Origin of the sequence: Streptomyces sp. NPDC006691 (assembly GCF_042869955.1) — a bacterium.
In the GTDB taxonomy this organism is placed as follows: domain Bacteria; phylum Actinomycetota; class Actinomycetes; order Streptomycetales; family Streptomycetaceae; genus Streptomyces.
The window spans coordinates 1-22,642 of sequence record NZ_JBIAGW010000045.1 but is presented as its reverse complement, the minus strand read 5'-3'; the positions used below and the strand labels follow the sequence as shown (position 1 = coordinate 22,642).

26 protein-coding genes are annotated in these 22,642 nt (G+C 70.8%); 7 read left to right on the top strand and 19 right to left on the bottom strand.

All coding sequences use genetic code 11. The annotated features are described in order from the left end of the window. Window positions 1-326 precede the first annotated feature (326 nt). Window positions 327-1,322: a 2,3,4,5-tetrahydropyridine-2,6-dicarboxylate N-succinyltransferase gene (dapD, locus tag ACFYNP_RS38175; protein ID WP_100574403.1), complete on the bottom strand. Its 996-nt coding sequence runs from the start codon at window positions 1,320-1,322 to the stop codon at window positions 327-329. A 10-nt stretch (window positions 1,323-1,332) separates the two neighbouring features. After that, window positions 1,333-2,568 (bottom strand): MFS transporter, encoded by a 1,236-nt coding sequence (locus ACFYNP_RS38170; protein ID WP_388792044.1) that lies wholly within the window; start codon window positions 2,566-2,568, stop codon window positions 1,333-1,335. 241 nt (window positions 2,569-2,809) lie between these two features. Between ACFYNP_RS38170 and ACFYNP_RS38165 the strand changes: the two genes are divergently transcribed. Continuing rightward, window positions 2,810-3,694 (top strand): winged helix-turn-helix transcriptional regulator, encoded by an 885-nt coding sequence (locus ACFYNP_RS38165; protein WP_388792042.1) that lies wholly within the window; start codon window positions 2,810-2,812, stop codon window positions 3,692-3,694. A gap of 76 nt (window positions 3,695-3,770) precedes the next feature. Here ACFYNP_RS38165 and ACFYNP_RS38160 read toward each other — a convergent pair whose 3' ends face one another. The 3 genes from ACFYNP_RS38160 to ACFYNP_RS38150 form a co-directional block, all read right to left on the bottom strand. Further along, window positions 3,771-4,094, bottom strand: coding sequence for a DMT family transporter (locus tag ACFYNP_RS38160; RefSeq protein WP_388792040.1), 324 nt, complete (start codon window positions 4,092-4,094; stop codon window positions 3,771-3,773). 212 nt (window positions 4,095-4,306) lie between these two features. Beyond that, window positions 4,307-4,843 (bottom strand): TetR/AcrR family transcriptional regulator, encoded by a 537-nt coding sequence (locus ACFYNP_RS38155; protein WP_388792038.1) that lies wholly within the window; start codon window positions 4,841-4,843, stop codon window positions 4,307-4,309. Between the two features lie 117 nt (window positions 4,844-4,960). Beyond that, window positions 4,961-5,155, bottom strand: a complete 195-nt coding sequence (locus tag ACFYNP_RS38150) for a hypothetical protein (RefSeq protein WP_388415561.1) — start codon at window positions 5,153-5,155, stop codon at window positions 4,961-4,963. Here ACFYNP_RS38150 and ACFYNP_RS38145 point away from each other — a divergent pair. Then, window positions 5,154-6,128, top strand: a complete 975-nt coding sequence (locus ACFYNP_RS38145; RefSeq protein WP_388792036.1) for a hypothetical protein — start codon at window positions 5,154-5,156, stop codon at window positions 6,126-6,128. The genes ACFYNP_RS38150 and ACFYNP_RS38145 overlap by 2 nt on opposite strands. A 74-nt stretch (window positions 6,129-6,202) precedes the next feature. On the opposite strand, the gene ACFYNP_RS38140 is transcribed toward ACFYNP_RS38145, so the two are convergent. The 10 genes from ACFYNP_RS38140 to ACFYNP_RS38095 all read right to left on the bottom strand — a co-directional run bounded on the left by ACFYNP_RS38140 (window position 6,203) and on the right by ACFYNP_RS38095 (window position 14,887). Continuing rightward, entirely contained in the window at window positions 6,203-7,597 is a 1,395-nt protein-coding gene (locus ACFYNP_RS38140) for a hypothetical protein (protein WP_388792034.1), read from the bottom strand. 92 nt (window positions 7,598-7,689) lie between these two features. After that, window positions 7,690-8,055, bottom strand: a complete 366-nt coding sequence (locus tag ACFYNP_RS38135; protein ID WP_388415556.1) for a VOC family protein — start codon at window positions 8,053-8,055, stop codon at window positions 7,690-7,692. 160 nt (window positions 8,056-8,215) lie between these two features. Beyond that, window positions 8,216-8,554 (bottom strand): metal-sulfur cluster assembly factor, encoded by a 339-nt coding sequence (locus tag ACFYNP_RS38130; RefSeq protein WP_100574411.1) that lies wholly within the window; start codon window positions 8,552-8,554, stop codon window positions 8,216-8,218. Then, complete coding sequence (gene sufU / locus ACFYNP_RS38125) at window positions 8,551-9,015, bottom strand: Fe-S cluster assembly sulfur transfer protein SufU (RefSeq protein ID WP_161247501.1); 465 nt, start codon at window positions 9,013-9,015, stop codon at window positions 8,551-8,553. Before sufU ends, ACFYNP_RS38130 begins: the two co-directional genes overlap by 4 nt. Window positions 9,016-9,115: 100 nt before the next feature. Next, window positions 9,116-10,387, bottom strand: coding sequence for a cysteine desulfurase (locus tag ACFYNP_RS38120; protein ID WP_388415551.1), 1,272 nt, complete (start codon window positions 10,385-10,387; stop codon window positions 9,116-9,118). Beyond that, entirely contained in the window at window positions 10,384-11,148 is a 765-nt protein-coding gene (gene sufC, locus ACFYNP_RS38115) for a Fe-S cluster assembly ATPase SufC (protein WP_100574414.1), read from the bottom strand. The genes ACFYNP_RS38120 and sufC overlap by 4 nt, the downstream gene beginning before the upstream one ends. 7 nt (window positions 11,149-11,155) lie before the next feature. After that, window positions 11,156-11,473 (bottom strand): bifunctional 3-phenylpropionate/cinnamic acid dioxygenase ferredoxin subunit, encoded by a 318-nt coding sequence (locus ACFYNP_RS38110; protein WP_100574415.1) that lies wholly within the window; start codon window positions 11,471-11,473, stop codon window positions 11,156-11,158. Continuing rightward, window positions 11,473-12,654: a Fe-S cluster assembly protein SufD gene (gene sufD / locus ACFYNP_RS38105; protein WP_388792032.1), complete on the bottom strand. Its 1,182-nt coding sequence runs from the start codon at window positions 12,652-12,654 to the stop codon at window positions 11,473-11,475. Before sufD ends, ACFYNP_RS38110 begins: the two co-directional genes overlap by 1 nt. A gap of 62 nt (window positions 12,655-12,716) precedes the next feature. Then, a complete protein-coding gene (gene sufB / locus ACFYNP_RS38100) occupies window positions 12,717-14,138 on the bottom strand; it encodes a Fe-S cluster assembly protein SufB (protein WP_100574417.1) in 1,422 nt (473 codons plus the stop codon). Further along, complete coding sequence (locus ACFYNP_RS38095; RefSeq protein ID WP_388415545.1) at window positions 14,135-14,887, bottom strand: helix-turn-helix transcriptional regulator; 753 nt, start codon at window positions 14,885-14,887, stop codon at window positions 14,135-14,137. The genes sufB and ACFYNP_RS38095 overlap by 4 nt, the downstream gene beginning before the upstream one ends. Window positions 14,888-15,069: 182 nt before the next feature. Here ACFYNP_RS38095 and ACFYNP_RS38090 point away from each other — a divergent pair, with 182 nt between their 5' ends. Then, complete coding sequence (locus ACFYNP_RS38090; protein ID WP_388792030.1) at window positions 15,070-15,879, top strand: aminoglycoside N(3)-acetyltransferase; 810 nt, start codon at window positions 15,070-15,072, stop codon at window positions 15,877-15,879. Window positions 15,880-15,945: 66 nt separating this feature from the next. Here ACFYNP_RS38090 and ACFYNP_RS38085 read toward each other — a convergent pair whose 3' ends face one another. Further along, window positions 15,946-16,716, bottom strand: a complete 771-nt coding sequence (locus tag ACFYNP_RS38085) for a formate/nitrite transporter family protein (RefSeq protein ID WP_388415540.1) — start codon at window positions 16,714-16,716, stop codon at window positions 15,946-15,948. A 111-nt stretch (window positions 16,717-16,827) separates the two neighbouring features. Here ACFYNP_RS38085 and ACFYNP_RS38080 point away from each other — a divergent pair, with 111 nt between their 5' ends. From ACFYNP_RS38080 to ACFYNP_RS38070, 3 genes are all read left to right on the top strand, one after another. Then, window positions 16,828-17,808 carry an ABC transporter ATP-binding protein gene (locus tag ACFYNP_RS38080; protein ID WP_388415537.1) on the top strand — a complete coding sequence of 327 codons (981 nt, stop codon included), beginning with the start codon at window positions 16,828-16,830 and terminating at the stop codon, window positions 17,806-17,808. Next, window positions 17,805-18,572 (top strand): ABC transporter permease, encoded by a 768-nt coding sequence (locus ACFYNP_RS38075; RefSeq protein ID WP_388792028.1) that lies wholly within the window; start codon window positions 17,805-17,807, stop codon window positions 18,570-18,572. The genes ACFYNP_RS38080 and ACFYNP_RS38075 overlap by 4 nt, the downstream gene beginning before the upstream one ends. Before the next feature lie 86 nt (window positions 18,573-18,658). Then, window positions 18,659-19,663, top strand: coding sequence for a heme A synthase (locus ACFYNP_RS38070; protein WP_388792048.1), 1,005 nt, complete (start codon window positions 18,659-18,661; stop codon window positions 19,661-19,663). Here ACFYNP_RS38070 and ACFYNP_RS38065 read toward each other — a convergent pair. The 3 genes from ACFYNP_RS38065 to ACFYNP_RS38055 form a co-directional block, all read right to left on the bottom strand. After that, on the bottom strand, window positions 19,649-20,731 hold the full coding sequence (locus tag ACFYNP_RS38065) for an amidohydrolase (protein WP_388792026.1): 1,083 nt from the start codon (window positions 20,729-20,731) through the stop codon (window positions 19,649-19,651). The two genes, ACFYNP_RS38070 and ACFYNP_RS38065, sit on opposite strands and share 15 nt — an antisense overlap. Before the next feature lie 76 nt (window positions 20,732-20,807). After that, window positions 20,808-21,167, bottom strand: coding sequence for a hypothetical protein (locus ACFYNP_RS38060; protein ID WP_388415529.1), 360 nt, complete (start codon window positions 21,165-21,167; stop codon window positions 20,808-20,810). Between the two features lie 90 nt (window positions 21,168-21,257). Further along, window positions 21,258-22,211: a heme o synthase gene (locus tag ACFYNP_RS38055; RefSeq protein ID WP_388415526.1), complete on the bottom strand. Its 954-nt coding sequence runs from the start codon at window positions 22,209-22,211 to the stop codon at window positions 21,258-21,260. A 309-nt stretch (window positions 22,212-22,520) separates the two neighbouring features. On the opposite strand from ACFYNP_RS38055, the gene ACFYNP_RS38050 reads away from it, so the two are divergent. Further along, on the top strand, window positions 22,521-22,642 hold a 122-nt coding region (locus tag ACFYNP_RS38050; protein ID WP_388792046.1), incomplete at its 3' end, for a hypothetical protein.

The window sequence follows — 22,642 nt, the reverse complement described above, 5'->3', positions numbered from 1 at the left end:
TTCAGCCCGTCCGGCGTTTGAGGACGAGCGCCCTTAAGGCGCGATACGGGGTCCGGGGCGGAGCCCCGAACCGGGGGTGCAGGGGGCGCAGCCCCTGCGGGGGTCCGAGGGGCGCAGCCCCTCGAAGGGGGTCTGGGGCACAGCCCCAGGGCCCGAACCCCTCAACCCCGAGTCACGGGCGGGAGGGTGGGCAAAGTGCCCGGGGTCTGGGGCAGAGCCCCAGGGGCCCGGAACCCACCAACCCCGAGCAACGGGCGGGAGGGTGGGCAAACCCCCCGGGGTCCGGGGCAGAGCCCCGGTGACCCCGGGCTTCCGGGCGACCCCGGCTAGTTGTGGGCGTGCAGCACCTCGTTCAGGCCGCCCCACACCGCGTTGTTCGGCCGAGCCTCGACCGCCCCCGTGACCGAGTTCCGCCGGAACAGGATGTTGGACGCACCCGACAGCTCGCGCGCCTTGACGATCTGCCCGTCGGGCATGGTGACCCGGGTCCCGGCGGTGACGTAGAGCCCCGCCTCCACGACGCACTCGTCGCCGAGCGCGATCCCCACGCCCGCCTCGGCCCCCACCAGGCACCGCTCACCGATGACGATGCGGACGTTGCCGCCGCCGGACAGCGTGCCCATCGTGGACGCGCCGCCGCCGATGTCGGAGCCGTCGCCGACGACGACGCCGGCCGAGATGCGGCCCTCGACCATGGACGTGCCGAGCGTGCCCGCGTTGAAGTTCACGAAGCCCTCGTGCATCACGGTGGTGCCCTCGGCGAGGTGCGCCCCGAGGCGTACCCGGTCCGCGTCGGCGATGCGTACGCCCTTGGGTGCGACGTAGTCCGTCATGCGCGGGAACTTGTCGACGGACGTCACCTGGAGGTGCAGCCCCTCGGCGCGGGCGTTGAGGCGGACGGTCTCCAGGTCGTCGACGGCGACCGGACCGAGCGAGGTCCAGGCGACGTTCGCGAGCAGCCCGAACAGGCCGTCCAGGTTCTGGCCGTGCGGCTTGACGAGCCGGTGCGAGAGGAGGTGGAGCCGCAGGTAGGCGTCGTGCGCGTCGAGCGGCTTGTCCTCCAGGGAGGCGATGACCGTACGGACGGCGACGACCTCGACCCCGCGGCGCTCGTCGACGCCGACGGCCTTGAGCGCACCCGCGCCCAGGAGTTCGGCGGCGCGCTCGGCGGAGAGGCGCTCGGTGCCGGCCGGGCCGGGCTCGGCGACGGCCACGAGCTCGGGGGCGGGGAACCAGGTGTCCAGGATGGTGCCGTCGGCGGCGATGGTGGCGAGTCCGGCGGCCGCGGCGCCGGTCGTAGCAGTAGCAGTCGTGTCGGTCATGACCCAAAACCTAACCGGCCACCGCCCGCCGGGGCGAACCGGTCTCAAGTGACGGGCCCGTGTCCCGCCCGGCGGCCCCGCCGGGCAGCCGCCGCGCCCCCAGCACGGCCAGGCCCGCGAGGGCGGCGAGCACGGCGCACAGCGGCCAGAGCAGCCCGGGCGCTGCGGTGTAGAGCGCACCGCCGAGCGGCGGCGCAAGCACCTGGCCGCTGATGGAGGCACCCGCGTACAGGCTCTGGAACCGGCCCTGGGCGTGGCCGGGCGCCTGGTCGGCGACGTAGGCGGTGGCGGTGGTCTTGTAGAGGATCTCCCCGAGGGTCAGCGACACCATCAGGGCGACGGCCGCGCCGAGCGAGGCGCCGGGTACCAGGGCCAGGTATCCGAGCCCGACCAGGAGCAGGCCGGCACCGATCACCGACAGCGGGGCGCGCTTGCGCAGGGCGTGCGCGGCGGGCAGTTCCAGGCAGAGGATGACGCCGCCGTTGACGGCGATGAGCCAGCCGTACGCCCCGGCGTCGAAGCCGTGGTCGCCGAGGAAGACGGGCAGGGTCGAGTACTGCTGGCGGTAGACGAGGTCGACGCAGACGATCGCCGCGAGGAGCACCAGGACGGCGGGTCGCGCCCGCAGTTCGGCCCACAGCCCCGGCCCCCCGGCGGCGAGCCGCGGCCGGGGAGCCTGCGCGGCACGGTGGCCGGGCAGCACCCGCGCCGCGTACCCCGCGAAGAGCAGGGTCGCGATGCCGTCGGCGACGAAGAGCCAGCCGTAGGAGAACCGGGCGGCGACCAGCGCCCCGAGCGGCGGACCGATGGTGAACCCGGCGTTGCTCGCGAAGCGCATGACGGCGAAGCCCTGGCGGCGGCTGCCCTCGGCGACGCTGACCGCGATCAGCGCGGAGTTGGCGGATCTGACCACGCCGGCCGCGTACTGGGCGAGCGGCAGCGCCCCGTAGAGCGCGGCGGTCGGCAGCAGCGGGACGACACACAGGACTCCCCCGCTGACGGCGGCGCCCGCGAGCAGTGCGCGCCGGTGGCCGTAGGCGTCGCCGAACCAGCCGCCGCTGAAGTTCCCGGCCACCAGGCCGACGCCGCCGATGCCGCTGAGCAGCCCGGCCTGGGCGACGGTGAGTCCGCGCGGGCCCGTCAGCCAGACGAAGAGATAGATGAAGGTGAAGCTGACGACCGCGTTGAAGAAGATGCCGCAGCACAGCAGTCGCACGCTTCTTGGCACTGCGCGCAGTGTGTTCACTCCGCCCGCCCCCCGAGCTCGATTCCTGAACCGGTTGTCGTGCGTCCGGTCCAGTCCGGTCCAGTCCTTGCCTTCAGCCGGAACCTCAAGGAGCCCTCCGGCCGGAACCCTCCGAGTGGGTTCCTTATGGGAACTGACTATGGCAGCATGGTCCCCGCAGGTCAACGGGGTTGCCCGGCGGGCCGAGTCCGGTCCGCCGGGCCGAGTTCGGCCCGCCGGGTGGGCGCGAAAGGATGGGGGCATGCCTCAACGCACCCGACTCGACGACGAGCACTGCGCCATCGCCCAGGCCCTGGACGTGGTGGGCGACTGGTGGACCCTGCTGATCGTGCGTGACACGGCACGCGGGGTGCACCGCTTCGACGCGCTCCAGCGGGAGCTCGGCATGTCCCGCAAGGTTCTCGCCGAACGCCTGAAGCTGCTCGTGGAGTGCGGGGTGCTGGTGCGCGAGCCGTATCAGGAGCGCCCGGTGCGGTACGAGTACCGGCTCACCCCGCGCGGTCGCGCCCTGCTGCCCGTACTGATCGCACTCCAGGACTGGGGAGACACCTGGGTGCTGGGAGAGGGAGAGACGATGGCCACCTCGACGGAGGCGTCGGGCGAGACGGAACGGGTGCGGGAGCTGGTCGGCACTCGCCTGCCGGAGCTTCAACTGCCGGATTTCAACGGAGAGTTGAGGGATCCTGTCGCGCCCTCGACGCCGTACACGGTGCTGTACTGCTTCCCCGGCGCCTACGCCCGCGCCGAGTCGTACCCGCCGGGCTGGGCCGGGATCCCCGGCGCGCGCGGCTGCACCCTGGAGTCCTGCACCTACCGGGACCAGCTGGCGCGGTTCACGGCGGCGGGCGCGAGCGTGCACGGGGTGTCGACCCAACGCCCCGACGAACAGAGGGCGTTCGCGGACAAGGAGGCCCTGCGCTTCCCGCTGCTCTCGGACGCGGACCTCGGCCTGACGGCGGCACTGCGGCTGCCGACCTTCCGCACGGCCGGGGTGAGCCGGCTCAAGCGGCTGACGCTGGTGGTCGACCGGGACCGTACGGTGATCGAGGCGATCTATCCGATCACCGACATCGAGGAGAGCGTGCGGGCCGCACTCACCGCGGTGCGGCGGGCGGCGGACGCCTGAGCCCGCGCTCAGCGGGCCGGATCCGGGCCAGGCCCTGTGGGCGGCACTCGGCGGGGCCGGACCCAGCGAGCCGGGCTCAGTGAGCCGCGCCGCCGAGGTTGAGCAGGACCACGCCTCCGATGACGAACGCGATCCCGGCGAGCTTGGCGGCGGTCATCGCCTCGCCCATGAACACCATGCCGATGGCCGCGATGACGGCCGTGCCCACTCCGGACCAGATCGCGTACGCGGTGCCCACGGACATCGACTTCAGCGTCAGCGACAGCAGGTAGAAGGCGAGCAGGTAGCCGGCACCGGTGATCAGCGAGGGCCACAGCCGCGTGAAGCCCTCGCTGTACTTCAGCGCGGACGTGGCGACGATCTCCGAGCCGATGGCACAGGCGAGCAGGACGTAGGGCATGCGCACCAGGATATCGCTGGATGCGTACGCCCGTACACATCGCGCTGCGACCAGCTCACGCGTCCGGCGTGACCGCGCACTCGCGTGACCCGAGCCCGGCGTGACCGCGCACTCGTGTGACCCGCGTCCGGCGCGACCGCGCACTCGCGTGACCCGAGCCCGGCGCGACCGCGTGCCCGGGCCTCTTCCTCCGGAGCGCCGCCCCCTCGGTGTTACCGCAGCAGCCGCGCGAGCAGGTCGCGGGCCTGGGACTCGTCGTACGGGCCGCCGGTGAGCAGGACCTGGAGGCAGATGCCGTCCATCACGGCGACGAGCCCGCGCGCGGTGACCGGGTCGGTGTGCCGCGCCAGCAGTTCGGCGACGGAGTCGGCCCACTCGGCGGCGACGGGCCGCAGCGCGGGGCGGCGCAGGGCGGCAAGGTAGAGCTCGTACTCCAGCTCGGCACGGGCCCGGTCGCCGGTGAGCCACTCGCCCATCAGCCGGGCCAGCTCGACGGCCAGGTCCGCGCCGGGTTCGTCGAGCCGCACGCAGTCGCGCACCGCGGTGGCGAAGCCCTCGTTGGCCTGCCGCAGCGCCGCGACGAGCAGCTCGTCCAGCGTCTTGAAGTGGTACGTCGTCGACCCCAGCGGCACATCGGCCTCGGCCGCGACCGTGCGGTGGCTGAGCCCGGCGATGCCGCGCGCGGCGACGACCCGGATCGCCGCTTCGATGATCCGCCGGCGCCGGTCGGGGTCGTAGCGGCGGCCCATCAGCGGCCCTCGCGCGGGCCGGCGGCCGTTGTTCCGACGACGGTGGTCGCGGCCTGGTCACAGAGCATGCCCCTGACCGTACCCGCAGGTCGCGCGAGACTACCGTAGGACGATCGATCAGGGGACGGGACGTACGGAGACGTACGGGAAGTGCGAGGTTGTGGTGTCGCAGGACATGGGGTGGGGCCCGGGCGCCCAGGGCGGACCGCCGGGCCCGCCGCCGGGGTGGGGGCCGGGCTGGGGCGGTGGCTGGATGCCTCCGCCGCCGAAGCCGGGCGTGATCCCGCTCCGGCCGCTGAGCGTCGGCGACATGCTGAGCGGCTCCTTCAACGCCCTCGGCCGCCACTGGAAGCAGCTCTTCGGCATGGCCCTCGTGGCCTACGGGCTGGCGGCGCTGCTGTTCGGCGGGGCGGTCGCGATCGCGGTCTCCGCCGTGTACGACCACTTCGACCCCGTCTTCCACCACGACTACGGCGTGGAGCCGGCGCGCTCCGACGTGGCGCCGCTGGTGATCGCCGGGGCGGTCCTCTTCGTCGTGTCGATGACGGTGTGGACGCTGTCGCTGGCGCTGATGTACGCGGCGGTCCCCGCGGTGCTCCAGGACGCGGTACTGGGGCGCCGCAGCACCTTCGGCGCGGTGTGGCGCAGGGCCTGGTCCCGGTTCCCGGCGGTGCTCGGCACCCTGGTGATCCAGATGGGGGCCTCGCTGGTCGCGTCGTTCGTGTTCGTCGCCCTGGTGGTGACGACGGTCCTGGCGAGCTCGGGCTCCGGTCACCACGCCCCGCCGGTCGCGCTCCTCGTGCTGTTCATCGTGGGCTTCTTCGGCCTGGTCCCGGTCGGCATCTGGCTGTGGGTGCGCTTCGCCTTCGCTCCGGCGGCGGCGGTCCTGGAGAACCAGAGGCCCGTCGAGGCGCTGCGGCGCTCGGCCCGCCTGGTGAAGGACGCCTGGTGGCGCACCTTCGGCATCCTGATGCTGATCGGCATGATCAGCGGGGCCGTCGGCTGGTTCGTCCAACTGCCCTTCACCTACGGCGGGGTGTTCGCGGCCATGCCGCTGACCATGGCCGACGGCTCGGACGGCGCCAAGGTCGCCGCCGTCGTCATCATGGTGGTGCTCTATCTGATCGGCACGGTGATCAGCCAGTTCCTGTCGGCCACGCTGCCGCAGCTCGGCGCCGGCCTCCTCTACATCGACCAGCGCATCCGCCGGGAGAACCTGGCCCCCTCGCTGGTCGAGGCGGCCGGGGTCCCGCCGGTACCGACCGGCCCGGCGGACGCCCGGTAGCGACGGCCGCCCGCTCGGCCGCCCGCTCGGCCGTCCATTCGGCCGTCCATTCGGCCGCCGGCTCAGCCGGCCACTCAGCCGGTCACGGTGAACCAGGTGGCCCGGGACTTCTTCCACTCGGCGTGGGAGAGGTCCTTGGCCTCGGTGCCGTCGCCGTAGAGGTCGGCGGATCCGTCGTCGGTGATGAACTGCGCCCTGGCCCCGGTCTGGTTCAGGTCCGGCACGTCCACCACGGCCTCCCAGCCGCCCGGGTCGCTGGTCGGCAGGTCGGCCCGCTTGACGGGGGCGTGCCCGGCGACGCCGTCCCAGGAGTAGACCGCGTACGGGTCGGAGTTGTCGTCGGCGGCCCACGAGCCGGCGACGATCAGATACTGGTCGGCGGCGTTCTTGCGGATGTCGCGGATGCTGAGCCCGCCGAGGTCCAGCTGGATGGGGGCGCCGAACACCGGCTTGGCACCGCTGCCCAGCACCTTGTCGAAGTTGGTGACGGGCACGATGAGCGCCTTGCCGCCGTTCGCCGGCGGCACGAGGGGCGCCCGGAAGCCGATGTAGGCGGTGCTGGTGGAGCCCGGCGCGAACTCCAGGCCCTCCACGTTGAACCCGTCGATCTGCTTGGGCACCTGGCCGGCCGCGGTGGCGGCCGCGAACCCGAAACGGTCCCCGTTGGAGTGGTCCCAGGCCACGAGGTCGTCCCGCAGCTTCTTGTAGGAGCCGCCGAGCGCGAGCTGGGTGGTGGCGCCCGAGCCGGTGACGGTGGTGGTGAAGACGGTGTTGCGGTCGGCCTTGTACTCGCCGTCCTTGTTGTTGCCGAGCGAGCCGGTCCAGTAGACGGTGTTGCCGACGCGGGCCGCGCCCTCGATGTCGATCTCCTTGGAGACGCCGAGCTTGGAGCTGAAGTCCCAGGTCTTCACGGGTGCGCCGGAGGCCGAACGGTCGTACAGACGCAGCGTGTTGGACTCGTCGTCGGCCACGACGGCATACCCGCCGCCCACGTCCACGGCCGCCGAGGCGTCGCTGGAGCCGGTGAAGTAGCGGGTGTCGGCGGCGTTCCGCACGGCGGCCGATGCGGCGTAGTGCAGCGTCTTGGTGGCGGTCTTGCCGCCGAGCCCGGTGACCTTGATGGTGAGGTCCGTGTAGCCCTGCGCGTGCGCGGACACGGCGAGCCGGCGACTGCCGCCGCTCCCGGTGACACTGACGTCCCCGGTCCCGGCCACCGAGCTCTTGCTGCTGGCGGAGGCGGCCACGGTGAGCGCCGAGGCGTCGGCCCCGCTCTGCGCGACGGTCACGTCCACCACGGGGTCGCCGCTGGAGCCGACGGCCCCCGACAGGTAGGAGGCCGAGAGCGCGATGGTCGGCGTACCGTAACTCGCGGCGTGCGCAAGGGGGTTGGGGCTCAGAACGGCCAGCGTGAGAACGCCGGACGCGGCCACGACGATCCTGGCACGGCGGGGCGATGGGCGGTGCGGCACGGGGGTGGCCTCTCGTCGGCGGGGGTGTCGACGAGTAGGTTCCGGTCACCCCGCCAATGGCGGGCGTCCGCCACGGGTACAGCGGGCGAACGTCAGTCGATCAGACTCCGCTTGGGCCGCAGCACGCAGAACTCGTTCCCCTCGGGGTCCGCGAGCACCGTGAAGGTCACGTCCGGCCCCTGCCCCACGTCCACCCGCCGCGCCCCGAGCCCGATGATCCGCTCGACCTCGGCGGCGTGGTCATCGGGGTTGAGGTCGAGGTGCAGCCGGTTCTTGACGCTCTTGCGCTCGGGCACCGGCAGGAAACACATCCCCGGATACGCTGTCTCGTCCGCGCCGATGACGATCTCCTCCGGATCCTCGAACAGGACCTTCCAGTCCAGGACTTGACACCAGAAGCGGGCAAGGGCAGGCAGATCATGGGCATCGACGGCAAGGTGATACAGGGAAACGGCCACATCCGCAGTCTGCACCAGCCGGTGAGCGGGCGCACACGCACTCCCCACGCCCTCCGGGACGCGGCGGACCTCCCGAAACGCCGCCTCGCCGGGGTCGCCCCGTGACACGACGAGGCCCCCGGCACCATCGGTGCCGGGGGCCTCGCTCGACAACGGGGGCTCAGACGTTGAAGCCCAGGGCGCGCAGCTGCTCGCGGCCGTCGTCGGTGATCTTGTCGGGGCCCCACGGCGGCATCCAGACCCAGTTGATCTTCAGTTCGCTGGCGATGCCGTCGGTCGCGGACTTCGCCTGGTCCTCGATCACATCGGTCAGCGGGCAGGCCGCCGACGTCAGGGTCATGTCCAGCGTGACGACGTTGGAGTCGTCGATGTGGATGCCGTAGATCAGGCCGAGGTTGACGACGTCGATGCCCAGCTCGGGGTCGACGACGTCGTACAGCGCCTCGCGGATCTCTTCTTCGGTCGCCGGCTTGATCGCCGCCTGTGCGTTCTCGGTCATGCCGTCTTCCTTTCGGCGACGTCACCCAGAGCCTGGGCCGTCGCGTCCTTCCACGCCATCCAGCTCAGCAGAGCACACTTGACGCGGGCGGGGTACTTGGAGACGCCGGCGAAGGCCACCGCGTCCTCCAGGACCTCCTCCATCGCGTCGTCGGGCTCCAGCTGGCCCTTCGACTGCATCAGCTCCAGGAAGGTCTCCTGGATCCGCTGCGCCTCGGCCAGGTCCTTGCCGACCAGGAGGTCGTTCAGGACCGAGGCGCTGGCCTGGCTGATGGAGCAGCCCTGGCCCTCGTACGAGACGTCCTCGATGCGCGAACCGTCGTACTTCACCCGCAGGGTGATCTCGTCGCCGCACGTCGGGTTCACGTGGTGCACCTCGGCGTCACCGTCCCGCAAGCCCCGGCCGTGCGGGTGCTTGTAGTGGTCCAGGATGACGTCCTGGTACATCGAATCAAGCTTCACAGCGAATTACCTCGCGTCCTCGCGTCCCTTGCGTGACGTGCCCTACGGGCCGGGGGTCCGGGGGGTGTCCCCCGGGAAAGCACAACACGTCGCTCAACCCCTAGCCGAAGAAGTTTCGTACGTGCTCCAGACCGTCCACCAGGGCGTCGACCTCGGCGGGCGTGGAGTACAGATAGAAAGACGCTCGCGTGGTCGCGGGAATTCCGTAGCGCAGGCAGACCGGGCGCGCGCAGTGGTGGCCGACGCGGACCGCGATGCCCTCCTCGTCGAGGACCTGGCCCACGTCGTGCGGGTGGATGTCACCGAGCGTGAAGGAGATCGCCGCGCCGCGGTCCTCGGCCGTGGTGGGGCCGATGATCCGCAGGTCGGGCACCTCAAGGAGGCGCTGGACCGCGTACTCCGTGATCGCGTGCTCATGCGCGGCGATCTTGTCCATGCCGATCGACGACAGGTAGTCCACGGCCGCGCCCAGGCCCACGGCCTGCGCGATCGGGGGCGTGCCCGCCTCGAACTTGTGCGGCGCCGGAGCGTAGGTGGAGGAGTGCATCGAGACCGTCTCGATCATCTCGCCGCCACCCAGGAACGGCGGCAGGTCCTCCAGGAGCTCCTGGCGGCCCCACAGGACGCCGATGCCGGTCGGGCCGCACATCTTGTGGCCGGTGAAGGCCACGAAGTCGGCCTGGAGCGCCTGCACGTCCAGCGGCATGTGCGGGGCGGCCTGCGAGGCGTCGATGCAGACCAGCGCGCCGACCTGCTGCGCACGGCGGACGATCGCCTCGACCGGGTTGTGGGTGCCGAGCAGGTTGGAGACCAGCGTGAAGGAGACGATCTTCGTCTTCTCGGTGATGATCTCGTTGATGTTCGACAGGTCGAGCCGGCCGTCGTCGGTCAGGCCGAACCACTTCAGCTTCGCGCCGGTGCGCTGCGAGAGCAGCTGCCACGGAACGATGTTGGAGTGGTGCTCCATCTCCGTGATGACGATCTCGGTCTCGCTGTCCACGCGGTAGGGCTCGTCGGCCCAACCCAGCATGTTGGCAACGAGGTTGAGCGACTCCGAGGCGTTCTTGGTGAAGATGACCTCGTCGCGGCTCGGCGCGTTGATGAACCGGGCGACCTTGTCACGGGCGCCCTCGTACAGCGCCGTGGCCTCCTCGGCGACCAGGTACACGCCGCGGTGCACATTGGCGTTGTGCTGCTCGTAGTACTCGTTGAGCGCGTCGAGCACCTGGCGCGGCTTCTGCGAAGTCGCGGCGCTGTCGAGGTAGACGATCTTCTTCCCGTCGTGGACCACACGGTCCAGCAAGGGGAAGTCCTTGCGGATCGCCTCGTCCAGGAGAGCGGACTTGGTGAGGAGGCCCGGCAGCTGTGTCACTCGGAAGCGCCACCCTTCGTGTACGACGCGTAGCCCTCGGCCTCAAGCTTGTCGGCCAGCTCGGCGCCGCCGGACTCGACGATGCGGCCGGCCGCGAAGACGTGGACGTAGTCGGGCTTGATGTAGCGCAGGATGCGCGTGTAGTGGGTCACCAGGAGGGTGCCGACCTCGCCGTTCTCACGGACGCGGTTGATGCCCTCGGAGACCTGGCGCAGCGCGTCGACGTCGAGGCCCGAGTCGGTCTCGTCGAGGATCGCGATCTTCGGCTTGAGGAGCTCCAGCTGGAGGATCTCGTGGCGCTTCTTCTCACCGCCGGAAAAGCCCTCGTTGACGTTGCGCTCGGCGAAGGCCGGGTCCATCTGGAGCTGCTCCATCGCGGACTTGACCTCCTTCACCCAGGTGCGCAGCTTGGGCGCCTCGCCGCGGATCGCGGTGGCCGAGGTGCGCAGGAAGTTGGAGACCGAGACACCGGGGACCTCGACCGGGTACTGCATCGCGAGGAACACGCCGGCACGGGCGCGCTCGTCGACGGACATCTCCAGGACGTCCTCGCCGTCGAGCGTGACGGTGCCGCTGGTGATCGTGTACTTGGGGTGACCGGCCAGCGAGTACGCCAGGGTGGACTTGCCGGAGCCGTTGGGGCCCATGATGGCGTGGGTCTCGCCCTGCTTCACGGTCAGGTCGACGCCCTTGAGGATCTCCTTCGTACCGTTCTCGGTGTCGACGGAGACGTGCAGGTCGCGGATTTCAAGCGTTGCCATGGGGAACTCAGGACTCCTGGGTGACGGAGACGAGCACATCGTCCCCTTGGATCTGTACGGGGTATACGGGCACGGGGCGCGTCGCGGGGAGGCCGGACGGCTTGCCGGTGCGGAGGTCGAAGCTGGAGCCGTGCAGCCAGCACTCGATGGCGCAGTCCTCGACCTCGCCCTCCGAGAGCGACACGTTCGCGTGCGAGCAGATGTCGTTGATCGCGAACACCTCGCCCTCGGTCTTGACGAGGGACACCGGCGTGCCGTCGATCTCCACCCGCTTGGGGGTGTCGCTCTCCAGCTCGCTCAGCGCACAGGCTTTGACGAAGGCCATCAGACGGAAGCCTCCAGCTCCGTCTCGATCTTGGCGAGCAGGCGCTCCTCGACGTCCGGCAGACCGATCTGCTGGACGAGCTCCGCGAAGAAGCCGCGCACGACCAGGCGCCGGGCCTCGGACGCCGGGATGCCGCGCGACATCAGGTAGAAGAGCTGCTCGTCGTCGAAGCGGCCGGTGGCGGACGCGTGACCGGCGCCGGCGATCTCGCCGGTCTCGATCTCCAGGTTCGGCACCGAGTCGACGCGGGCGCCGTCGGTCAGAACCAGGTTGCGGTTCATCTCGTAGGTGTCCGTGCCCTCGGCCGCGGCCTGGATGAGGACGTCACCGATCCACACGGCGTGCGCGTCGTCGCCCTGGAGGGCGCCCTTGTACACGGCGTTGGACTTGCAGTGCGGGGTGTTGTGGTCGACCAGGAGGCGGTGCTCCTGGTGCTGGCCCTTGTCGGTGAAGTACAGGCCGAACAGCTCGGCCTCGCCGCCGGTGCCCGCGTAGGCGACCCGCGGGTGCAGCCGCACCAGGTCGCCGCCGAAGGTGACCACGAAGGACTTGAAGGTGGCGTCGCGGCCGATCAGCGCGTTGTGCTGGGCGACGTGGACGGCCTTGTCGTCCCAGTCCTGCACGGAGACGACGGTCAGCTTGGCGCCGTCACCGAGGACGTAGTCGACGTTGGCGGCGAGCACCGCGTCGCCGGTGTGGTCGATGACCACGACGGCCTCGGCGAACGCGCCGAGCTCGACCACCTGGTGGCCGTAGGCCACGCCGCCCTCGCCGTGCACGGCGATCCGGATCGGCTCGGTGAGCACGGTGTCCTTGGGGACGGTCACGACGGAGGCCTTGTCGAAGGACGAGTACGCCTGGGCCGCGACGCGGTCCGCCGGCGTGCCCGTCCTGCCGAGCCGGGCGTCGTCGCGCCCGACGGTCTCGACGAGGACGCCCTCGGGCGCCTCGACGGCGACCTTCACACCGTCACCGGTGGCGACGGCGGTGCCGTCGTGCAGCCCGCGCAGCCGCTCCAGCGGCGTGAACCGCCACTCCTCCTCACGGCCGTGCGGGACCGGGAAGTCCGCGACGTCGAAGGACGGGGGGGCGCTCATGCGGGTGGCGACGGTCGACTCGGCGGCCACCGCGATCGAGCCGGCCGTGGTGGAACCGGCCGGGATGTTCTGAGCCTCAGCCATGGCTGTCGTAGTGCTCTCTTCCTGAATCAGAATCTGCTCAACTGCCGGACGGGGGACGGTCGTTATCCGACCGAGCCCTCCATCTGCAGCTCGATCAGCCGGTTGAGCTCAAGGGCGTACTCCATGGGGAGCTCCTTGGCGATCGGCTCGACGAAGCCGCGCACGATCATCGCCATCGCCTCGAACTCGGTCAGACCGCGGCTCATCAGGTAGAAGAGCTGGTCCTCGGAGACCTTGGAGACCGTCGCCTCGTGGCCCATGGACACGTCGTCCTCGCGGACGTCCACGTAGGGGTAGGTGTCCGAGCGGGAGATCGTGTCGACGAGCAGCGCGTCGCAGAGCACGTTCGACTTGGAGCCGTGGGCACCCTCGCCGATCTCGACGAGACCGCGGTAGGAGGTGCGGCCGCCGCCTCGCGCCACCGACTTGGAGACGATGTTGGAGGAGGTGTTCGGCGCCATGTGGACCATCTTGGAGCCGGCGTCCTGGTGCTGGCCCTCGCCCGCGAAGGCGATGGAGAGCGTCTCGCCCTTGGCGTGCTCGCCCATCAGGTAGACGGCCGGGTACTTCATCGTCACCTTGGAGCCGATGTTGCCGTCGACCCACTCCATGGTCGCGCCCTCGTACGCCACGGCGCGCTTGGTGACCAGGTTGTAGACGTTGTTCGACCAGTTCTGGATGGTCGTGTAGCGGCAGCGGCCGCCCTTCTTGACGATGATCTCGACCACGGCGCTGTGCAGCGAGTCCGAGGAGTAGATCGGGGCGGTGCAGCCCTCGACGTAGTGGACGTACGCGTCCTCGTCGACGATGATCAGCGTCCGCTCGAACTGGCCCATGTTCTCCGTGTTGATACGGAAGTAGGCCTGGAGCGGGATGTCGACGTGGACGCCCTTGGGCACGTAGATGAACGAGCCGCCGGACCACACCGCGCTGTTCAGCGAGGCGAACTTGTTGTCGCCGACCGGGATGACCGTGCCGAAGTACTCCTGGAAGAGCTCGGGGTGCTCCTTCAGGGCGGTGTCGGTGTCGAGGAAGATGACGCCCTGCTCCTCCAGGTCCTCACGGATCTGGTGGTAGACGACCTCGGACTCGTACTGGGCCGCGACACCGGCCACCAAGCGCTGCTTCTCCGCCTCGGGGATGCCGAGCTTGTCGTACGTGTTCTTGATGTCCTCGGGCAGGTCCTCCCAGGACTCCGCCTGCTTCTCCGTGGAGCGCACGAAGTACTTGATGTTGTCGAAGTCGATGCCCGAGAGGTCCGAGCCCCAGTTCGGCATGGGCTTCTTGTCGAACAGGCGCAGACCCTTGAGGCGCAGCTTCAGCATCCACTCCGGCTCGGACTTCTTCTGCGAGATGTCGCGGACGACAGCCTCGGAGAGTCCGCGCTTGGCAGCGGCGCCGGCCGCGTCGGAGTCGGCCCAGCCGAATTCGTACGTACCCAGGCCCTCAAGTTCGGGGTGGGCAGTCTCCGTGGGGAGCGTCATGCGGGGTTCCTCCCGGCTGTGCTTGCAGATGCTTGCTGATGTGTGGTCTGTGGTGGCGCGCCGTGCGGGATGAACGTGGTGCAGACGCCGTCGCCGTGGGCGATCGTCGCCAGGCGCTGCACATGCGTTCCCAGGAGGCGGGAGAAGAGTTCCGTCTCCGCCTCGCACAGCTGCGGGTACCGCTCGGCGGCGTGGGCGACCGGGCAGTGGTGCTGGCACAGCTGCTCACCCCGCTGCGGAAGGGGCGCGCTGCGCGCCGTAGCAGCGTACCCGTCGGCGCTCAGGGCCTTGGCCAGCGCTTGGGTCCGCTCGTCCGGTGCCACGGCCTCGATCGCGTCCCGGTAGGCCCCGGCCTGAGCTTCGACCCGGGCCCGCGCGAACGCGGCGACGGCCTCTTCGCCGGCCGCGCCGCCGCCCGCGGACTGCTCGATCCAGTGCAGGGCGTCGACGGCGAGCTTGTCGTAGGACTGCTCGAAGGCGTCCCGCCCGCAGTCGGTGAGCGCGAAGACCTTGGCCGGACGGCCACGGGTGCGCGCTCCGTAGACGCGCTGTTCGCGCGGCACGACGACCTCGTCGGCCACCAGCGCGTCGAGGTGGCGGCGGACGGCGGCCTGGGTGAGGCCGAGGCGGTTCGCGAGGTCCAGCGCGGTCGAGGGCCCGTGGTCCAGGATCGACCGCGCGACCCGGTTGCGGGTGGACCGCTCACCGGTCGCGAGTTCCTCCTGGGGAGCCTCGCCGATGTTTTTCACAACGCCATTGTTGCGTAATTCCTCAGAGCCTGACAACCCACGTCGCGATCAACGGCCGGTGCGGTGCATCACTTAGGCAAACCTAAGCTGACCTGCGGAAACGATCTTTGATCGATCAGAGCGACGGCGGCCTCCGGTAATTCCATGGCCCCCGAAACGCATCCGGGGCACACTCCTCTGCTATGCCCACACCCCCTGTGACCGGCCCTTTGTGCACCCGCGACTCACTCGCCGCCGACCTGCGCGCACTGGGTGTGCGGACCGGCGAAACGCTCCTCGTGCACTCCTCCCTGAAGTCGCTCGGCTGGGTCTGCGGAGGGGCCGTCGCGGTCGTCCAGGCTTTTCTCGACACACTGGGCGAAACGGGCACCCTCGTGGTCCCCACGCACTGCGGGGACAATTCCGACCCCGCGCACTGGATGCGGCCCCCGGTGCCCGAGGAGTGGTGGGAGCCCATCCGGGCCGCGATCCCCGCGTACGACCCGCGGACCACGCCGAGCAGGGGCGTCGGGGTGATCCCCGAGACCGTGCGCACCTGGCCGGGTGCCCTGCGCAGCGCCCATCCGCAGACTCCTTTCGCCGCGATCGGCCCGGGCGCGTCGCGGATCACCGAGGGCCACGCCGTCGACTGCATGCTCGGCGAGCGCAGCCCCTTGGCCCGCCTGGAGGAGAACGGGGCCCGGGTGCTGCTCCTCGGCGCGGGCTACGGCTCCTGTACGTCCTTCCACCTCGCGGAGTACCGGGTGCCGGGGCCGATGGCGGACGTGTCGTTCGCGATGGGCACCCCGCAGGGCCGCCAGTGGCTGACGGTGCGGGACACCGACGTCGACAGCGACCGCTTCGACGAGCTGGGCGCGGACTTCGAGCGGGACCGGGACAAGGACGTCGTGCGCGGCACGGTCGGCGGGGCCCGCTGCCGCCTGTTCCCGGTGGCGGAGGCGGTCGCCTACGCCGAGCGCTGGCTGCCCGTGCACCGGCCGTACGAGGGGTGAGCTCCGCTCAGGCCGGACGCGGCCCGCTGGTGAACCCGTACCGGCCGTACGAGGGGGGAGCTCCGCTCAGGCCCGGCGCGCCCCGCTGGTGAACCAGTACGTCCCGGCCACGAGCACCCCGCCCCCGACGATGTTGCCCGGCACGGTGAACGCCAGGTTCCGCAGCAGTTCCCCGAAGGAGGCGCTGCCCTCGAAGATGCCGAGGCTGAACAGGGCCATGTTCGCCACGCAGTGCTCGAAGCCCACCGCCACGAACACCAGGACCGGCAGCCACAGCACGAAGACCTTGGCGCCGTCCCCCTTGGCCCGCGAGAACATCCAGATGCCCAGGCAGACCAGCATGTTGCAGAGCACGGCCCGCCAGAAGAGCTGGCCGCCGTCCAGGGCGTTCTTCGCGTCCAGCATCTCGGTGAGCATCGCGCGGGCCGAGCCGGACGAGGTGACCCCGGAGGCGTGGACCATCGCACCGAAGGCCAGGGCGCCGGCCAGGTTCCCGGCCAGCGAGAGGCCCCAGCTCGCCACCACGTCGCGCGGCCCGGTACGCCCCGAGAGCGCGCCCATCAGCATCACCATCACGTTGGACGTGAACAGCTGGGCCCCGGCGAACATCACGATCGTCAGGGCGATCGGGAAGACCGCCCCTTCGAGCAGCCGGGTCGCCGCCGAGTGCGCGGCGACGAACGGCGAGATCGCGACGAGGAGCAACACCTCGCCGACCCCGATGTAGGCACCGGCCAGCATCGCGGAGACGAAATAGCGCGGCGGATTCCCCAGGTCGTGCGCCTTGTGGGCGGCCTGGCCCGAGGTCTGTTCGACGTTCTCCGCGAGGGTTATCACCCTTCGACGCTACGGTCACCGAACGCCCGCAACCGCCCGAAAAGGTCACCACCACCGGGACCCGGGCCCCCGCGCCGGAGGGACCTAGGACCCGGCCTAGACTTGCCGGTCATGAAGAGCGAGCCCGCCCTCCCGTCTCCCGGCCACCGCCCCTCAGGGAGACCCAGCGGGTCGCACCCCGTTGTCGAGGTCGTCGGCCTGGTCAAGCGGTACGGACCCAAAACCGCCGTGGCCGGCCTCGACCTCACGGTCGGCGCGGGCACCGTGACCGCCGTCCTCGGCCCCAACGGCGCCGGCAAGACCACCACCATCGAGACCTGCGAGGGCTACCGCCGGCCCGACGCGGGCACCGTCCGCGTCCTCGGCCTGGACCCGGTCGCCGACGCGGCGCGGCTCAAGCCGCGCATCGGCGTGATGCTCCAGTCCGGCGGCGTCTACTCCGGCGCCCGCGCCGACGAGATGCTGCGCCACATGGCGAAGCTGCACGCCCACCCGCTGGACGTGCCGGCCCTCATCGAGCGCCTGGGCCTCGGCAGTTGCGGGCGTACGGCCTATCGCAGGCTCTCCGGCGGTCAGCAGCAGCGCCTGGCGCTGGCGATGGCCGTCGTCGGCCGGCCCGAACTGGTCTTCCTGGACGAGCCGACCGCCGGCCTCGACCCGCAGGCCCGCCGGGCCACCTGGGACCTGGTGCGCGAACTGCGCGCCGACGGCGTCTCGGTGGTCCTCACCACGCACTTCATGGACGAGGCCGAGACCCTCGCGGACGACGTGGCCATCGTCGACGCGGGCAAGGTCGTCGCCCAGGGCTCCCCCGAGCAGTTGTGCCGGGGCGGCGCCGAGAACACCCTGCGCTTCACCGGCCGCCCGGGCCTCGACCTCGGCTCGCTCCTCAAGGCCCTGCCGGACGGCACCGCCGCGGCCGAGCTGACCCCGGGGGCCTACCGCATCACCGGCACCATCGACCCCCAGCTCCTCGCCACGGTCACCACCTGGTGCGCCCAGCACGGAGTGATGCCGGACGGCATCTCGGTCGAACGCCACACGCTGGAGGACGTCTTCCTGGAGATGACCGGCAAGGAGCTGCGAGCATGAGCACCGGTACGTACGCGCCGAAGCCGGGGGCCGCTCCGCTCGGGCGGATGATCGGGGCGCAGACCGCCCTGGAGACGCGGATGCTGCTGCGCAACGGGGAGCAACTGCTGCTCACCGTGATCATCCCGAGCCTGCTGCTCGTGCTGTTCTCCACCGTCGACATCATCGACACCGGCAAGGGCGAGTCCGTCGACTTCCTGGCGCCGGGCGTCCTCGCGCTCGCCGTGATGTCGACCGCGTTCACGGGCCAGGCCATCGCGACCGGCTTCGAGCGGCGGTACGGGGTGCTCAAGCGGCTCGGGGCCTCGCCGCTGCCGCGCTGGGCGCTGATGACGTCCAAGACGCTGGCCGTGCTGGTCACCGAGGTGCTCCAGGTCGTCCTGCTCACCGTGATCGCCTTCGCGCTCGGCTGGTCCCCGCACGGCAACCCGCTCGCCGTGCTGCTCCTGCTGGTGCTGGGTACCGCCGCGTTCTCCGGGCTCGGGCTGCTCATGGCCGGCACGCTCAAGGCCGAGGCGACGCTGGCCGCCGCCAACCTGGTGTTCCTGCTGCTGCTCGTGGCCGGCGGGGTGATCGTGCCGATGGACAAGTTCCCCGGCGGGGTCCAGTCGGTGCTGAACCCGCTGCCCATCTCGGCCCTCTCCGGCGGGCTGCGCGACGTGCTTCAGCACGGCGCGTCCATGCCGTGGGGCAACCTCGCGATCCTCGCGGTGTGGGCCGTGCTCGGGCTCGGCGCGGCCGCGAGGTTCTTCCGCTGGGAGTGAGCCGCGAGCCGGGCCGGGAGTGACCTTCGTCCCGGTCCGCCCCGGTGGGCCCCCCTCGTGAAAACATGCACAAACAGGCGCCTACGATAGGGCGCATGCCGAAATGGACCCGGGCCGATCTGGCCGAGGCGGCGCGCAATCCGCTCGCCTACATCGCCGAGCGCTGGACGCCCACGCAGCGGACCGTGGAACGCGCCGCGCTCATCGCCGTCGTCATGGCCGTCGTCATCGTCGTGACCGGCGGCGCCGTCCGGCTCACCGGTTCCGGGCTCGGCTGCCCGACCTGGCCCCGGTGCACCGACCAGAGCCTGACGCCGACCGACGCGATGGGCTTCCACGGCATCATCGAGTTCGGCAACCGCATGCTGACGTACGTGCTGTGCGCGGCCGTCGGCTGGGCGATCATCACGGCCCGCGCCGCCAAGCCCATGCGGAGCTCCGTGACCCGGCTCGGCTGGGCGCAGTTCTGGATCGTCATGGGCAACGCGGTGCTCGGCGGCATCGTCGTCCTGGTCGGCCTCAACCCGTACACGGTGGCCGCGCACTTCCTGCTCTCCACCGCCCTGCTCGCGGTGGCCGTGCTGACCTGGCAGCGCGCCCGCGAGGGCGACGGGGCCCCAAGGCCCTTGGTGGGCAAGGCAGTTGTGCAGCTGACCTGGCTCCTGGTGGCCGCCGCGGGCACGCTGATCGCGGTCGGCACCATCGTCACCGGCGCCGGCCGGCACGCGGGCGACACCAGCGAGGTGTACCGCATTCCGCTGGACTGGACGATGATCACGCAGCTGCACGCGGACCTCGCCTGGGTCGTGGTGGCCCTGGCCGTCGCGCTCTGGTTCGTCCTGAAGGCCGTCGACGCCCCGGCCGGGCCGCGCGCCCGCGCCCGTGACCTGTTCCTGGTGCTTCTGGGCCAGGGCGTGATCGGCTACGTCCAGTACTTCACCAAGACGCCGGAGATCCTGGTCGGCCTGCACATGTTCGGCTCGTGCCTGGTGTGGATCGCCGTGCTGCGCGTCCTGCTCGCCCTGCGTGAGCGTCCCGACGCGACCGCCGAGGTCCAGGCCCCGGCGGACGCCGCCCTAGCGAGCGCCTGAAAGTCCGTAGACGCGGCGGGCATTGCCCGCCGCGATCATCCCGGCGACCCGCTGCGCGTCCGCGCGCGACCAGGCGCCGGCCCCCACCCAGCCGCCTAGCACCCGGCCGAGCGCCTCCGCGAAGAGCCGCGCGCCCACCACGTGCAGCTCGGGAAGCCCGCGCGCGCCGCTGGAGTAGAGCAGCTTCCCGAACGGGGCCAGCTCCAGGATCTCCGCGAGCACGGCCGCGGCCCGCGCCCCCGTACGCACCAGGGCGGGCCCCACATCGGCGTACACATGCGGGTGGACGCTCGCCAGGTGGGCGGTCTGGCGGTGGTACGGATAGCCGTGCAGCAGGACGAGATCGGTGCCGAGCCCGGCCGTCGCGGTCGCGAATCCGGCGAGTGACATCGGGTCGGCCATCCCCACCTGGAGTTGCAGCGGGCGCCCGGCCGCGACCGCGCTCCACAGCAGGTGGCGCAGGAGCACCGGGTCCTCAAGGCGGCCGTGCTTGCGCCGGCCCGCCAGCCACCGCCCGGCCGCGCCGCGCACCTCCCCCGGCCCGGGCGGCTCCGGGTCGAGCCCCTCGCGCACACCGGACACCGAGGCGAACGCGACGGCGGAGTGGGCCGCGGTGTGCACGGCCTCGGCGAGGTTGGCGAGGAAGGACTCGACGGTCCCCGAGGTGTCGGCGACCTGCTCGGCGAGGAGTTCGAGGCGGACGATCTCGTGGGCGTCGGCTGCGCCGGCCGCGGCGATCTCGTGCGGGGCGGTGAGGTCCCCCGGCAGCCCGGTGTCCACCAGATAGGTGGAGATCCCGGAGCCCCTCAGCAGGCGTCTGCCCGACTCCAGTACGCCGAGTTCACGACGGCGGGCCAGATAGCGGGCCGGCGGGCAGTGCGGCTCCAGGTCCAGGAGCGGGGGGCACCAGCGGCGTACCGCGAAGCCGGTCTGGGTGTCGAAGAACGTGGTGCCGGGCGCGGGCAGGGTTCCGGTGCGGCCGAGCGCCGTCTCGAAGGTGCCGAGGCCGAGCTCGGTGCGCAGCACGCCGTGGCAGTACTGGTCCACCAGCTTCGGGGTGTCGATCATCCGGGGCTCCCTGCGGTGGCGGCGCTAGTACCCCTCCTAACGGGTGAGCCCCGGATCGGTGTTGCTCGCCGGCCGCTCAGCTGTTCTTCGGACCGCCGAGCTGGATGCCGGCCATCCGGCTCCACTCGTACGGGCCGGTCTTCACCTTGGCCGCGAACTCGCCGTCGAAGTCCTCGTGGACGGTGATCCCGGACTTCTCCACGGCGCTCCGGGCGATGGCGTGGCTCGGGGCCACCAGGTCGCCCCAGCCGCCGTCCTCGCCGACCAGCACGATGCGTGCGCCCTTCTCGCCGAGATAGGCGATCTGGCCCTCCGCTCCGCCGTGCTCCTTGGCGAAGGAACCGATCTGCCGGGCCAGCCGGTCCGCCCGCTTCCCGTCCCGGGCGGCCTGCTTCTCGTCGGCCTGGGTGTCTGCGTCAACCTGGGTGTCTGCCATGCGGCGATGCTACTAGCGGGTAGCCCCGGGAGCGAGAAGAGGGGCCAGTGGCTTGCGCCACGGCCCCTCAAGCGGTGCGAACGGCTGCGGTCAGCGCAGGAACGGGTCCACCGCGACGGCCACGAAGAGCAGCGACACATAGGTGATCGACCAGTGGAACAGCCGCATCTCCTTCAGCTTGGTGCCGGTCGCCTCGCTCTTGGCGCGGTTCTGCAGGGCGTGCGCCTCCCACAGCCACCAGCCGCCGGAGACCAGGGCCACCGCGGTGTAGAACCAGCCGGTGTAGCCGAGCGGGGTGAGCAGCAGCGAGACCGCGACCATCACCCAGCTGTAGAGGACGATCTGACGGGCCACGACCTTGTTGGAGGCGACCACCGGCAGCATCGGCACGCCGACCCGGGCGTAGTCCTCCTTGACCTTCATGGACAGCGGCCAGTAGTGCGGCGGCGTCCAGAAGAACATGACGAGGAACAGGATGATCGGCGCCCAGGACATCGAGTCGGTGACCGAGGACCAGCCGATGAGCACCGGCAGACAGCCCGCGATGCCGCCCCAGACGATGTTCTGCGAGGTCCGGCGCTTCAGGATCATCGTGTACACGACGACGTAGAAGAGCAGCGCACCGAGCGAGAGGGCCGCCGACAGCCAGTTGACCAGGAGGCCGAACCACAGCGTCGAGATCACGGCCAGCGAGATGCCGAACACCAGGCACTCGCGCGGCGAGACCATGCCGGTCACCAGCGGGCGCTGCGAGGTGCGGTCCATCAACGCGTCGATGTCCCGGTCGATGTACATGTTGAGGGCGTTTGCGCCGCCCGCGGAGAGGTATCCGCCCAGTGTGGTCGCGAAGACCAGCCACAGCGGAGGAACGCCCTGTTCGGCCAGGAACATCACCGGAATGGTGGTGATGAGCAGCAGTTCGATGATTCGTGGCTTGGTCAGCGCCACAAAGGCCTTGACGCGGGCCCCGAATGGCCGATGGCCCCCCGGGCTGGGAGTCAAGACGACCCCTGCGGGTCGGGACTCGACGGCCGTCACGCACACCCCTGACAGAGAAAATTCCCAGCAAGTCCCCGGTGATCCGGGTCGTTCCCGGACGTGAAGGCCCGGTAAAGACTTGCGCGTACCACGCCACTGTAGACGTTGCCCATACGCCGCCATCCCCGGGGGTGGGGTCGTGTTGGGGGTGGTTCGCCGAGAGGCGGATTTCACCGGTCCCCGGCACCCTGGAGGTGTCCGTCTCAACGTGCAGTCAGTCGAAAAAATGAGCGTTCCGTCAGGGGTAGGCTCGACAGCGCCCGGTGCGCCCTCAGTCACCGGGATTCGACATGTGGAGAGGAGCCCTGACTCAGGGTGAGCACCAAGCCGACCACCACAGACTTCGAGTGGACCGAGCTGGACCAGCGGGCGGTTGACACCGGCCGTGTATTGGCCGCGGATGCCGTGCAGAAGGTCGGCAACGGCCATCCCGGTAC

What these genes read in the sequence shown, in the direction of transcription:
- dapD (WP_100574403.1), bottom strand. Translation starts at nt 1,322, where the DNA reads ATGACCGACACGACTGCTACTGCTACGACCGGCGCCGCGGCCGCCGGA.
- ACFYNP_RS38165 (WP_388792042.1), top strand. Translation starts at nt 2,810, where the DNA reads ATGCCTCAACGCACCCGACTCGACGACGAGCACTGCGCCATCGCCCAG.
- ACFYNP_RS38160 (WP_388792040.1), bottom strand. Translation starts at nt 4,094, where the DNA reads ATGCCCTACGTCCTGCTCGCCTGTGCCATCGGCTCGGAGATCGTCGCC.
- ACFYNP_RS38155 (WP_388792038.1), bottom strand. Translation starts at nt 4,843, where the DNA reads ATGGGCCGCCGCTACGACCCCGACCGGCGCCGGCGGATCATCGAAGCG.
- ACFYNP_RS38145 (WP_388792036.1), top strand. Translation starts at nt 5,154, where the DNA reads ATGCTGAGCGGCTCCTTCAACGCCCTCGGCCGCCACTGGAAGCAGCTC.
- ACFYNP_RS38150 (WP_388415561.1), bottom strand. Translation starts at nt 5,155, where the DNA reads ATGTCGCCGACGCTCAGCGGCCGGAGCGGGATCACGCCCGGCTTCGGC.
- ACFYNP_RS38130 (WP_100574411.1), bottom strand. Translation starts at nt 8,554, where the DNA reads ATGACCGAGAACGCACAGGCGGCGATCAAGCCGGCGACCGAAGAAGAG.
- sufC (WP_100574414.1), bottom strand. Translation starts at nt 11,148, where the DNA reads ATGGCAACGCTTGAAATCCGCGACCTGCACGTCTCCGTCGACACCGAG.
- ACFYNP_RS38110 (WP_100574415.1), bottom strand. Translation starts at nt 11,473, where the DNA reads ATGGCCTTCGTCAAAGCCTGTGCGCTGAGCGAGCTGGAGAGCGACACC.
- sufD (WP_388792032.1), bottom strand. Translation starts at nt 12,654, where the DNA reads ATGGCTGAGGCTCAGAACATCCCGGCCGGTTCCACCACGGCCGGCTCG.
- sufB (WP_100574417.1), bottom strand. Translation starts at nt 14,138, where the DNA reads ATGACGCTCCCCACGGAGACTGCCCACCCCGAACTTGAGGGCCTGGGT.
- ACFYNP_RS38090 (WP_388792030.1), top strand. Translation starts at nt 15,070, where the DNA reads ATGCCCACACCCCCTGTGACCGGCCCTTTGTGCACCCGCGACTCACTC.
- ACFYNP_RS38080 (WP_388415537.1), top strand. Translation starts at nt 16,828, where the DNA reads ATGAAGAGCGAGCCCGCCCTCCCGTCTCCCGGCCACCGCCCCTCAGGG.
- ACFYNP_RS38075 (WP_388792028.1), top strand. Translation starts at nt 17,805, where the DNA reads ATGAGCACCGGTACGTACGCGCCGAAGCCGGGGGCCGCTCCGCTCGGG.
- ACFYNP_RS38065 (WP_388792026.1), bottom strand. Translation starts at nt 20,731, where the DNA reads ATGATCGACACCCCGAAGCTGGTGGACCAGTACTGCCACGGCGTGCTG.
- ACFYNP_RS38060 (WP_388415529.1), bottom strand. Translation starts at nt 21,167, where the DNA reads ATGGCAGACACCCAGGTTGACGCAGACACCCAGGCCGACGAGAAGCAG.